This window comes from Pseudomonas endophytica (assembly GCF_001411475.1).
Classification (GTDB): domain Bacteria; phylum Pseudomonadota; class Gammaproteobacteria; order Pseudomonadales; family Pseudomonadaceae; genus Aquipseudomonas; species Aquipseudomonas endophytica.
Map to the genome: position 1 here is coordinate 24,452 of NZ_LLWH01000177.1, position 10,834 is coordinate 35,285.

General features: G+C 56.2%; 10 protein-coding genes. 3 read left to right on the forward strand and 7 right to left on the reverse strand.

The window, feature by feature from the left end:
- Positions 1-16: 16 nt before the first annotated feature.
- The 5 genes from purT to AQS70_RS14670 all read right to left on the reverse strand — a co-directional run bounded on the left by purT (position 17) and on the right by AQS70_RS14670 (position 3,235).
- A complete protein-coding gene (gene purT, locus AQS70_RS14650) occupies positions 17-1,198 on the reverse strand; it encodes a formate-dependent phosphoribosylglycinamide formyltransferase (RefSeq protein ID WP_055103492.1) in 1,182 nt (393 codons plus the stop codon).
- Between the two features lie 82 nt (positions 1,199-1,280).
- The gene (locus tag AQS70_RS14655; RefSeq protein WP_055103493.1) at positions 1,281-1,742 is read right to left on the reverse strand and encodes a VUT family protein; all 462 of its coding nucleotides are present in this window, start codon (positions 1,740-1,742) and stop codon (positions 1,281-1,283) included.
- A gap of 125 nt (positions 1,743-1,867) precedes the next feature.
- The gene (locus AQS70_RS14660) at positions 1,868-2,071 is read right to left on the reverse strand and encodes a DUF1289 domain-containing protein (RefSeq protein ID WP_055103494.1); all 204 of its coding nucleotides are present in this window, start codon (positions 2,069-2,071) and stop codon (positions 1,868-1,870) included.
- On the reverse strand, positions 2,064-2,591 hold the full coding sequence (locus AQS70_RS14665) for a gamma carbonic anhydrase family protein (protein ID WP_055103495.1): 528 nt from the start codon (positions 2,589-2,591) through the stop codon (positions 2,064-2,066). The genes AQS70_RS14660 and AQS70_RS14665 overlap by 8 nt, the downstream gene beginning before the upstream one ends.
- Before the next feature lie 41 nt (positions 2,592-2,632).
- Positions 2,633-3,235 (reverse strand): CoA pyrophosphatase, encoded by a 603-nt coding sequence (locus AQS70_RS14670; RefSeq protein ID WP_055103496.1) that lies wholly within the window; start codon positions 3,233-3,235, stop codon positions 2,633-2,635.
- Between the two features lie 145 nt (positions 3,236-3,380).
- Here AQS70_RS14670 and AQS70_RS14675 point away from each other — a divergent pair, with 145 nt between their 5' ends.
- Entirely contained in the window at positions 3,381-3,938 is a 558-nt protein-coding gene (locus AQS70_RS14675) for an NUDIX hydrolase (RefSeq protein ID WP_055103497.1), read from the forward strand.
- Between the two features lie 34 nt (positions 3,939-3,972).
- Complete coding sequence (locus AQS70_RS14680) at positions 3,973-4,539, forward strand: L,D-transpeptidase family protein (protein WP_055103498.1); 567 nt, start codon at positions 3,973-3,975, stop codon at positions 4,537-4,539.
- A 74-nt stretch (positions 4,540-4,613) separates the two neighbouring features.
- Here the strand turns inward: AQS70_RS14680 and AQS70_RS14685 are convergent, their stop codons facing one another.
- The gene (locus AQS70_RS14685) at positions 4,614-4,925 is read right to left on the reverse strand and encodes a YqfO family protein (RefSeq protein ID WP_055103499.1); all 312 of its coding nucleotides are present in this window, start codon (positions 4,923-4,925) and stop codon (positions 4,614-4,616) included.
- 20 nt (positions 4,926-4,945) lie between these two features.
- Positions 4,946-8,842: a phosphoribosylformylglycinamidine synthase gene (purL, locus tag AQS70_RS14690; protein WP_055103500.1), complete on the reverse strand. Its 3,897-nt coding sequence runs from the start codon at positions 8,840-8,842 to the stop codon at positions 4,946-4,948.
- A gap of 285 nt (positions 8,843-9,127) precedes the next feature.
- On the opposite strand from purL, the gene mltF reads away from it, so the two are divergent.
- A complete protein-coding gene (gene mltF, locus AQS70_RS14695) occupies positions 9,128-10,585 on the forward strand; it encodes a membrane-bound lytic murein transglycosylase MltF (RefSeq protein WP_055103501.1) in 1,458 nt (485 codons plus the stop codon).
- Positions 10,586-10,834: the final 249 nt, after the last annotated feature.

Below are 10,834 nucleotides of genomic sequence, written 5' to 3' on the forward strand. Positions count from 1 at the left end.
CTGCGGCAGTTCACGGTTACAGCTCTACGACAACGGCCCGGGCAGCGCGGATCGCTTTAGCACGTGCAGCCTCAATCGACTCGTCACGGGCCAGGGCAACGCCCATACGGCGCTGACCATTGACCTCTGGCTTACCAAACAAGCGCAGGGCTGTGTCGGGCTCGCTCAAAGCAGCGCCAAGGTTGGCAAATGCGGTCTGGGTCGACTGGCCTTCTACCAAAATCACCGCCGACGCCGATGGACCAAACTGGCGAATCAGAGGGATCGGCAAGCCCAAAATAGCGCGAGCGTGCAGCGCAAACTGCGACAAGTCTTGTGAAATCAGTGTGACCAAACCGGTGTCATGCGGGCGCGGCGATACTTCGCTAAACCACACTTGATCACCTTTGATAAACAGCTCGACACCAAACAGTCCACGACCACCTAACGCCTCGGTAACCGCCTTAGCCACACGCTCGGACTCTGCCAGCGCAACCGGGCTCATGGCTTGCGGCTGCCAAGACTCCTGATAGTCGCCCTTCTCTTGACGATGACCGACCGGCGCGCAGAAGGTGGTACCGCCAATGTGGCGCACGGTGAGTAAGGTAATTTCGTAATCGAAGTCGATAAAACCTTCAATGATGACTCGGCCTTTACCCGCTCGGCCGCCTTCTTGCGCGTAATCCCACGCCTTTTGCACGTCGTCGACGCTGCGCAGCAAGCTCTGACCTTTACCCGACGAACTCATCACGGGTTTGACCACGCATGGGAAGCCCAAGTCTTGTACCGCTTTGCTGTAATCCTCGAAGGTGTCAGCAAAGTGATACGGCGAGGTCGGCAGGTCCAACTCTTCAGCAGCCAAGCGACGGATGCCTTCACGGTTCATGGTTAGCGACGTCGCACGCGCGGTCGGGATCACGGTAAAGCCTTCGGCTTCCAGCTCAACCAGCGTCGCGGTGGCGATGGCTTCGATTTCTGGAACGATATAGTGCGGCTTTTCTTGCTCGATGATGGCACGCAGGGCTGCGCCGTCCAGCATATTGATCACGTGGCTGCGGTGCGCAACCTGCATAGCAGGGGCATTGGCATAGCGATCGACGGCAATCACTTCGACGCCCAAACGCTGCAATTCGATGACAACTTCTTTGCCCAGCTCGCCGCAGCCACACAGCAATACGCGGGTCGCGGTAGGCGACAGTGGAGTTCCGATACGAGTCATTTCAGGTCCTCAAGCAAGCGAATCATCGAAGGCGCTTGCAACGCTAGCGCCTACTGGGGAGAAAGGCGGGCATTTTACATGACTAGGCAGCGGCTTTGCGCAAACGCCACGCCATCGCCAGCCAGACACAGGTGACACCGGCGAATTTGGAGGCCATCGCCGTAAGGATCACGCCCGGAGTAAAGGCGTCAATCATGCCGAAGAAGATAAAGGTATCAATGGGGATGCTGAGCGCCGAGCTGATCCAGAGACGATCATGCAGCGGGCGCTTAGTGATGCTGAACACCAGCCAGTCGATGCACTCGGACACTGCAAACGCAGTGGCACTGGCCAAGGCAATCGAAGGATCAGAGGTGATGTAGGACAACACCAACGCCGCCAGCATGGCCAAAAGAGCGCCATGGCCGAAGCGGGTTTGCACCATGTCGCGCAGCACAAACACCAGCCCACCCCAAGCTGACCAGATAATGTCCAGGTGCGGCGCTGAAGAAAATGCGTAGTTAATCAGCACAACGCTGGCGATGTAAGCGACTAGAAACAGCATGGTTGCGGGTGACACCTCAAAATAAGGCGCACAGGGTACTTGAGTCATCACCTTTTTTGTAGGCGCTGCCGCGGGCTGCGAGCGTTTAAGATCAAAAGATCGCAGCCTTCGTGCCTCGGCAGCTCCTACGTGCCTAAGACCCACATGACGCCACTGGATTTGGCCCGCTCGTGACACAAGGCCAGTACTTCGCGGCGTTCAGGGTTGGTCATGCGGCTCCAGCGAGTAATTTCTGCAACCGTACGCTGACAGCCGGTGCACACGTCATCGTCGTCCAGCGCGCAAATGCTCACACATGGCGAGGCGACTGGACGCTCGAGGTCACTCATCCTCTTGCACCACTAACTCACGCGCATAACGCTGACTGTTGTTTACATAGCTCGCGGCGCTGGCTTCGAGCATTTTTTTCTGCTCTTCGGTCAGTTCTCGCACGACTTTGCCCGGCGAACCCATCACCAGCGAGCCATCCGGAATGTCCTTGCCTTCGCCAATCAGCGAGTTGGCGCCAATGATGCAGTGCTTGCCTATTTTGGCCCCATTGAGGATCACCGAATTAATGCCGATCAGGCTGTAATCACCCACGGTGCAGCCGTGCAACATGGCGTTGTGCCCGACAGTCACACCAGTGCCCAAGGTCAGCGGGTAACCCATGTCGGTGTGCATCACCGCGCCATCCTGCACGTTGCTGTGTTTGCCGATCAGGATCAGCTCGTTATCACCACGCAGTACGGCGTTGAACCAGACGCTGGCGCCCTCCTCAAGACGCACCTTGCCAATCAAGGTGGCATTAGGGGCTGCCCAACTGTCGGGATGAGTGTCGACGTGCGAGTCGCCCAAGCGATATTTCATACTGATGTCCTCAAGGCAGGCGTGGCTGTCTGCAGACAGCTCTATACAGGGATAAAACGTTCAGGCGGGGTATGCAGGTTGATGTTTACATCGTCGTACAGCAGGTTCATCAACTCAACGATCATGATCGCCGATAGGCCCCAGATCTTGTACACCCCAAAACGGTAGCTGGGCACATACCAACTGCGCCCTTGGTAGTCGATTCGGTGGGTATGCTCACGCGGGTCTTGACGGAAAAAATCCAAAGGCACGCTGAACACCGCAGCGATCTCGGCATCATTGGCCAAGTACTCGACGTAATCCGGAACCAGCCCGACATAAGGTGTAACCCGTATACCGTGCAATGAGATTAAAGGGCTGAGCGGCCCGACGACCTCAACCAGCCCAGGCGGCAAGCCAATTTCTTCTTCGGCTTCACGCAGGGCGGTAAAGACTAAGTCTGGGTCCTCTGGGTCGCGCCGCCCACCCGGAAAAGCCACTTCACCGCCATGGGTCGATAACCCGCTAGCGCGCAGGGTCAGAATCAGTTCGGGCTCATCACTGCGCGTCACCGGCAACAGTACCGCGGCCTCCGGAAAGCTGCGGTCTGTTTGCAGCGTCCGCGGGGTGTAGCGACTCACACGGCGAAGTAGCTCATCCAGCATAGGTCATCTCGATCCGTCACTTATCGAACATCATGCACCAATTTGCCCAACTCACCCAAGCCCCAGACTGTCGCAGGGCACAAAGTGGGGCTTGCTGTTAATTCATCTCAGCCCCAAGATAGGCGCCAAAGCTCGAGAGCACAGCATGAAATTTTGCAGTCAGTGCGGCAACTCTGTCAGCCAACATATCCCAGAGGGCGATTCGCGCCTGCGTTATGTCTGTGACCACTGTCACACTATTCATTATCAAAACCCGAATATCGTCGCGGGCTGCCTGCCGACTTGGGGCACGCAAGTGCTGTTATGCCGACGCGCCATCGAACCGCGTAAAGGCTATTGGACTCTGCCCGCCGGCTTTATGGAAAACGGTGAAACTGTTGAGCAAGCAGCGCGTCGAGAAACCCACGAAGAAGCCTGTGCTCAGGTCCAGCAATTAGCTATTTACACGCTGATTGATGTTCCCCACATCAATCAGGTGCATATCTTCTACCGTGCAGAACTGCAAAGCCTCGACTTCGCAGTCGGTGAAGAAAGCCTAGAGGTGCGGTTGTTTGAAGAAGCCGATATCCCTTGGTCTGAGTTAGCTTTTCGCACAGTGAGCCGTACTCTAGAATGCTTTTTTTCTGACCGTCAAACACAGTCTTACCCTGTGCGCAGCGAGGCGGTACCGCCGTTGCAAGAGTTGCTCCCCCCCAAACAATAATGTTTTTGTCTTGTACCTCAGGAATACCCCTCTAATGCGTTGGTTGCTTGCTGTACTTTGCCTGTCGTTTGTCGTTACTAGCCAAGCCGCTGTCGTCATGACTATCAACGGCAAGCCCGTCGACAAAGATCAAATCCTTAAATCGCCTCAAACATCACAACGCGCTAGCGCCAGCAGCCATGTCGATAAGATCTTGGTGATCAAGTCGGCTCGCAAGCTCGAGTTGATCAGCGATGGCAAAACGATCAAAAGCTATCGCATCTCGCTGGGCAAACAGCCTAAAGGCCCAAAAATCCAAGAAGGCGACAAGCGCACACCTGAAGGGCTTTATTGGGTGGACTGGCGCAAGCGCAGTAACAAATTCAATCTGGCCATGCACATCAACTATCCCAACGTCAGCGATGCTGCGGCCGCGCGGCGGGCGGGCGTGAACCCAGGGTCAATGATCATGATTCATGGCACGCCCGACTCAGAAGACAACCCTGAAGAGCTGTTCCACACGCTTGATTGGACCGATGGCTGCATCGCCATGAAGAATTACGAAATGCGCGAAGTCTGGAGCATGGTCAAAGATGGCACTCTGATTGAGATTCGCCCTTAACTGAGAAATACGCGCACAAAAAAGCCCGCGCTTCCCTTTATAGGGATACGCGGGCTTTTTTATGCAGCGCCTGACTAAAAGTCTGCCAAACGCCACACCTCATAGGCGGGTGTTTCATACGGATGGCTTTGCTTGAGCGCAGCCACCACCGCCTGAATCAACTCGTCTGCAACCACCAGCTCAACTTTCCACTCGTCCACATACTCGACTTGGCCAGTTTGCCCAATGAACGGCTGACTGCCGTCCAACGCTCGAAACTGGCCCTGCCCCATGGTTTGCCAGGCGCAGTGATCATAAGCACCGATTCGGCCACCACCGGCGGCAAAGACGGCACTTTTGACCTCATCGACATGACTCGGCGGAACGAAAAAGCTGAGTTTGTACACGGATTAAACCTACCCAGCCCTTAATCGACCCAAACGCGAGCGTTACGGAACATGCGCAGCCAAGGCGCATCTTCGCTCCACTCTTCTGAACGCCACGAGTTTTGCACCGCGCGGAATACACGCTCAGGGTGCGGCATCATGATCGTTACTCGACCATCACGGCTGGTAAGGCCGGTGATCCCGCGCGGCGAGCCGTTCGGGTTAGCCGGGTAATTTTCAGTGACCTTGCCGTGGTTATCGACAAAGCGCAGCGCAACGGTGCCCGACACATCAGCTTGTAACAGGGCCTCAGGGCTGGCGAACTCAGCGTGACCTTCACCGTGAGCAATGGCAATCGGCATCCGCGAACCGGCCATCCCTTGAAGGAAGATCGAGTTCGATTCCTGCACTTGAACCATCGCGACGCGCGCTTCGAACTGCTCGGAGCGGTTACGCACAAAGTGCGGCCACAACTCGCTACCCGGAATCAGTTCGCTGAGGTTGGACATCATCTGGCAACCGTTGCACACACCCAAGCTGAAGCTGTCACTGCGCTCGAAGAAACTCTGGAACGCATCACGTGCACGGGTGTTGAACAAGGCCGACTTGGCCCAGCCTTCACCGGCACCCAATACGTCACCGTACGAGAAGCCACCGCAGGCGACCAAACCTTTGAACGCGTTCAGGTCGACACGGCCAGCCAGAATGTCGCTCATGTGCACGTCGATCGCGTTGAAGCCAGCACGGTCAAAGGCCGCCGCCATTTCAACCTGACCGTTAACGCCCTGCTCACGCAGTACGGCAACTTGTGGGCGAATGCCTTTTTTGATGTAAGGCGCGCTGATGTTGGCGTTGACGTCAAAGCTCAACTGAGCCGTCAGACCCGGATTGTCTTCTACTAGAAGCGCGTCGAACTCTTGCTGAGCACAGTCAGCGTTGTCACGCATACGCTGGATCTGGTAGCTGGTTTCAGCCCACTGGCGTTGCAACTCGCCGCGTTGACCCGCAAAGACTTTTTCGTCGTGGAAGGTGATGGTGACTTCGCTGTTGTTCAGCGGCTGACCGATCACGTCCACGCATTCACCTAGGCCCGCAGCGCTGAACTGAGCCAGCACGTCAGCGGTAGCGTCTTGACGCACCTGAATCACTGCACCCAGCTCTTCGTTGAACAGAACTGCCGGCAATTGGCCAACGCTGTCAGCCAGGCAATCCAAGGTCAGGGTCAAACCACAGTGACCGGCAAACGCCATTTCCATCACCGACGTCAACAAACCACCGTCGGAACGGTCGTGGTAAGCCAACAGGTGACCGTCTGCATTCAGCCCCTGAATGACCGCGAAGAAGGCTTTGAGGTCTTCAGCGTCGTCGACGTCTGGCGCTTGATTGCCCAGCTTGCCGTAGGTTTGAGCCAGAATCGAAGCGCCCATACGGTTTTGACCACGGCCCAAGTCGATCAAGATCAGATCGGTCAGGCCCTTGTCCATGCGCAGTTCTGGGGTCAATGTTTGGCGAATATCGAGTACAGGGGCAAAACCGGTCACGATCAATGACAGCGGCGAAGTCACGCTTTTATCTGTCCCTTCATCGTTCCAACGGGTTTGCATCGACATTGAGTCTTTGCCCACTGGAATGGTGATGCCCAGCTCAGGGCACAGTTCCATGCCCACTGCTTTGACGGTGTCATACAGACGAGCATCTTCACCGGGGTGACCCGCCGCCGACATCCAGTTGGCCGACAGTTTAATGTCGGATATTTTGCCAATCCGCGACGCTGCGATGTTGGTCAGGGTTTCACCGATGGCCATGCGGCCCGATGCTGGAGCATCCAGCAGTGCTAGCGGAGTCCGCTCGCCCATGGCCATGGCTTCACCGCAGTACACGTCAAAGCTGGTAGCGGTAACGGCAACGTCGGCTACTGGAACCTGCCAAGGACCTACCATCTGATCACGGGCAACCAGACCGGTAATGGAACGGTCGCCAATGGTGATCAAGAAGCTTTTGCTGGCCACCGCCGGGTGATGCAGAACGCGTTCGACGCACTCGCCGATGTTGAGGGTCGCGGGGTCAAAGTCATCGCCCATTTCGGCTTCACGAACCACCGAACGGTGCATGCGTGGCGCCTTGCCGAGCAAGACTTCCAGCGGCATGTCCACCGGGCTGTTGTCGAAGTGGCTGTCGGTAACGGTGAGTTGCGGCTCAGCCGTGGCCTCACCAACCACCGCAAACGGGCAACGCTCACGTTCACAGATCGCCTGGAAGCGGTCGAAATCTTCAACACTGACCGCTAGAACATAACGTTCTTGGGATTCGTTACTCCAGATTTCGTGCGGGGCCATGCCCGGCTCATCGTTAGGAATATTGCGCAGTTCGAAACGGCCACCACGGTCGCCGTCGTTTACCAGCTCTGGGAAGGCGTTGGACAGACCGCCCGCGCCTACGTCATGGATGAAGCTGATCGGGTTTTTATCACCCAACTGCCAGCAACGGTCGATCACTTCCTGGCAACGGCGCTCCATTTCTGGGTTTTCGCGCTGTACCGAGGCAAAGTCCAGGTCTGCCGTGCTGGCACCGGTCGCCATAGAAGACGCAGCACCACCGCCCAGGCCGATCAACATGGCTGGGCCACCCAGCACGATCAGCTTGGCTCCAACCGTGATCTCGGCTTTTTGAACGTGTTCGGCGCGGATGTTACCCATGCCGCCAGCCAACATGATCGGCTTGTGATAACCGCGCACTTCATCGCCATGCGGGGTCGCAATGGACTGCTCGAAGGTGCGGAAATAGCCGGTAAGGGCTGGACGGCCGAACTCGTTGTTGAACGCCGCGCCACCCAGCGGGCCTTCAATCATGATGTCCAGCGCCGTTACGATGCGCTCTGGTTTGCCGTACGGCACCTCCCACGGCTGAGTAAAGCCCGGAATTTGCAGGTTGGACACGGTAAAGCCGGTCAGTCCTGCCTTTGGCTTGGCGCCACGACCGGTTGCACCCTCGTCACGAATCTCGCCACCGGAACCGGTCGCAGCGCCCGGGAACGGGGCAATCGCGGTTGGGTGGTTGTGCGTTTCAACCTTCATCAGGATGTGCACAGGTTCCTGCACCGCGCCGTACTGGCGGGTTTCAGGGTTCGGGAAGAAACGCCCGCCAACGCTACCGACGATCACTGAGGCGTTGTCTTTATAAGCAGACAGAACGCCTTCGCTGTGCATCACGTAGGTGTTTTTGATCATGCCAAACAGGCTTTTATCTTGGCTTTGGCCGTCGATGTCCCAACTGGCGTTGAAGATCTTGTGACGGCAGTGCTCGGAGTTCGCCTGAGCAAACATCATCAGTTCGATGTCGTGCGGGTTGCGACCCAAACCATTGAAAGCATTAACCAGATAGTCGATTTCGTCTTCCGCCAGCGCCAAGCCCAACTCAACGTTGGCTTTCTCTAGCGCGGCGCGACCACCACCCAGCACATCAATAGCCGTTAGCGGCTTTGGCTCAGCGTGGCTGAACAGACCGGCAGCCTGTTCTAGGTCGCCCAGTACGATTTGGGTCATACGGTCGTGCAATAGCTCCGTAATCGACTCAGCCTCAGCGTCGCTGAACTGACCGGCAACGTAGAAAGCGATACCGCGCTCCAAGCGCTGGATTTTCGCCAGGCCACAGTTACGGGCGATATCACTGGCCTTGCTCGACCAAGGGGAAATGGTGCCAAACCGCGGCAACACCAAAAACAGTCGGCCATTTGGCTCTTGGACCGGCACACTTGGGCCGTACTTCAGGAGGCGAGCCAGTACCTGCTGTTCATCGCGGGTCAAATCACCGTCTACAGCGGCAAAGTGGGCGAATTCAGCATACAAACCACTGACCGCTGGAACCTTAAGGCTCAGTTGTGCAAGGAGTTTGCTGTGGCGAAAGGCAGAAAGGGCAGGAGCGCCGCGCAGGATCAACATCTTCGGGACAGCCTCGGGAGGGGTGTGCTTTGAGGCCCGGCATTCTAGCCTAAACCATCGGTCACGGCATCTGAAACGGCACACTAGACGCACGCCAAACGTCGTTAATCGACCAAATCCTTATTCTTTGTGGCTATCAGAGAGATAACGGATGGTCGGTTATGATCTTTAGACCCTGCTCAACCCCTTATTTCATAAGGGTTTCAGTGTTTTTGCCGACGGTTATCAGAATGCCCGCATCTTGTCGAGATATGGCACCCGTGCTGCTTTGCGTATACTGCGCGCATGTTTTGTCTAACTGCATTCCGACAACGTGGGGCCAAATGGCTGCTCGTCACCGGACTCTTCCTGATGCTCGGCGCCTGCGTTGAAAAACCCAGCACCCTTGAGCGTGTAAAGGAGGATGGGGTACTGCGGGTGATCACCCGCAACAGCCCGGCCACCTATTTCGAGGACCGCAACGGCGAAACCGGCTTTGAGTACGAGTTGGTTAAACGCTTTGCCGACGACTTGGGCGTTAAGCTGGAAATCGAAACGGCTGACAACCTCGATGACCTTTTCAACAAACTGGGCCAACCTGACGGCCCGGTTTTAGCTGCTGCCGGTCTGGTCAGCAGCGATAACCGCCTCGCACAAGCCAAATTTTCTCATCCGTATCTCGAAGTGACGCCCCAGATCATTTATCGCAATGGTCAATCACGCCCAACCACGGCGGCCGATCTCGTCGGCAAGCGCATTACCGTGCTTCAAGGCAGCTCCCATGCTGAGCAGCTTGCCGAACTCAAGAAGCAATACCCTGGCATTGAATACGACGAGTCTGACGCTGTAGAAGTCGTCGACTTACTGCGCATGGTCGATGAAGGGCAAATTGATCTGACCTTGGTTGACTCCAACGAAATGGCCATGAACCAGGTTTACTTCCCTAACGTGCGCGTGGCCTTTGATTTGGGCGATGCCCGCAGCCAGCGTTGGGCCGTACTCGCTGGGGAAGACAACAGCCTGCTTAACGAGATCAACACCTACCTCGATAAGGTCGAGAAAAACGGCACTCTGCAACGTCTCAAAGACCGCTACTACGGGCACGTAGACGTCCTCGGCTACGTAGGCGCTTATACCTTTGCTCAGCACCTACAACAGCGCCTGCCCAAGTACGAAGTGTTTTTCAAAGACGCCGCTAAAAAGGAGCAAATTGACTGGCGCCTGTTGGCGGCCATGGGCTACCAAGAATCCTTATGGCAAGCCGCCGTGACCTCGAAAACCGGTGTCCGCGGCCTGATGATGCTGACCCAAAACACCGCGCAAGCCATGGGCGTTTCGAATCGACTGGACCCTAAGCAAAGTATTTTCGGCGGTGCCAAGTACTTGGCTTACATCAAAGAACAATTAGACGACGATATTGCAGAGCCTGATCGCACTTGGTTTGCGTTGGCGGCCTACAACGTGGGCTCTGGGCATTTGGATGACGCGCGCAAACTAGCGGTAAAAGAAGGTTTGAACCCGAACAAGTGGTTGGACGTCAAAAAAATCCTGCCTCGTCTTTCGCAGAAGCAGTGGTACAGCAAAACCAAGTATGGCTACGCCCGCGGCGGTGAGCCCGTACATTTTGTAGCCAACATTCGTCGTTACTACGACATTTTGACGTGGGCTACGCAGCCACAGCTTGAAGGCGAACAAGTGGCTGACGGCCAACTGCACATCCCCGGCATCGACAAGACTAAGCCTAAAGAAGAGCCGCAACTGTAATCTATCTGTTGTAGGAGCTGCCGCAGCCTGCGATCTTTTGATATTGCGGTAGAAGATCAAAAGATCGCAGGCTGCGCCAGCTCCTACAAAAATAGAGATGCACCCAAACACCGTGCGCGATGGTGTTACGGCTGCCAACCGTTGATCGCAGCCTTTGTGCCTCGTCAGCAACTGCAGACTTAGCCCGTTTGCTGCGAGACAGTGCGGCGCATGGATGACAGGGAATCTCCTACAGGTATAGATACAGAG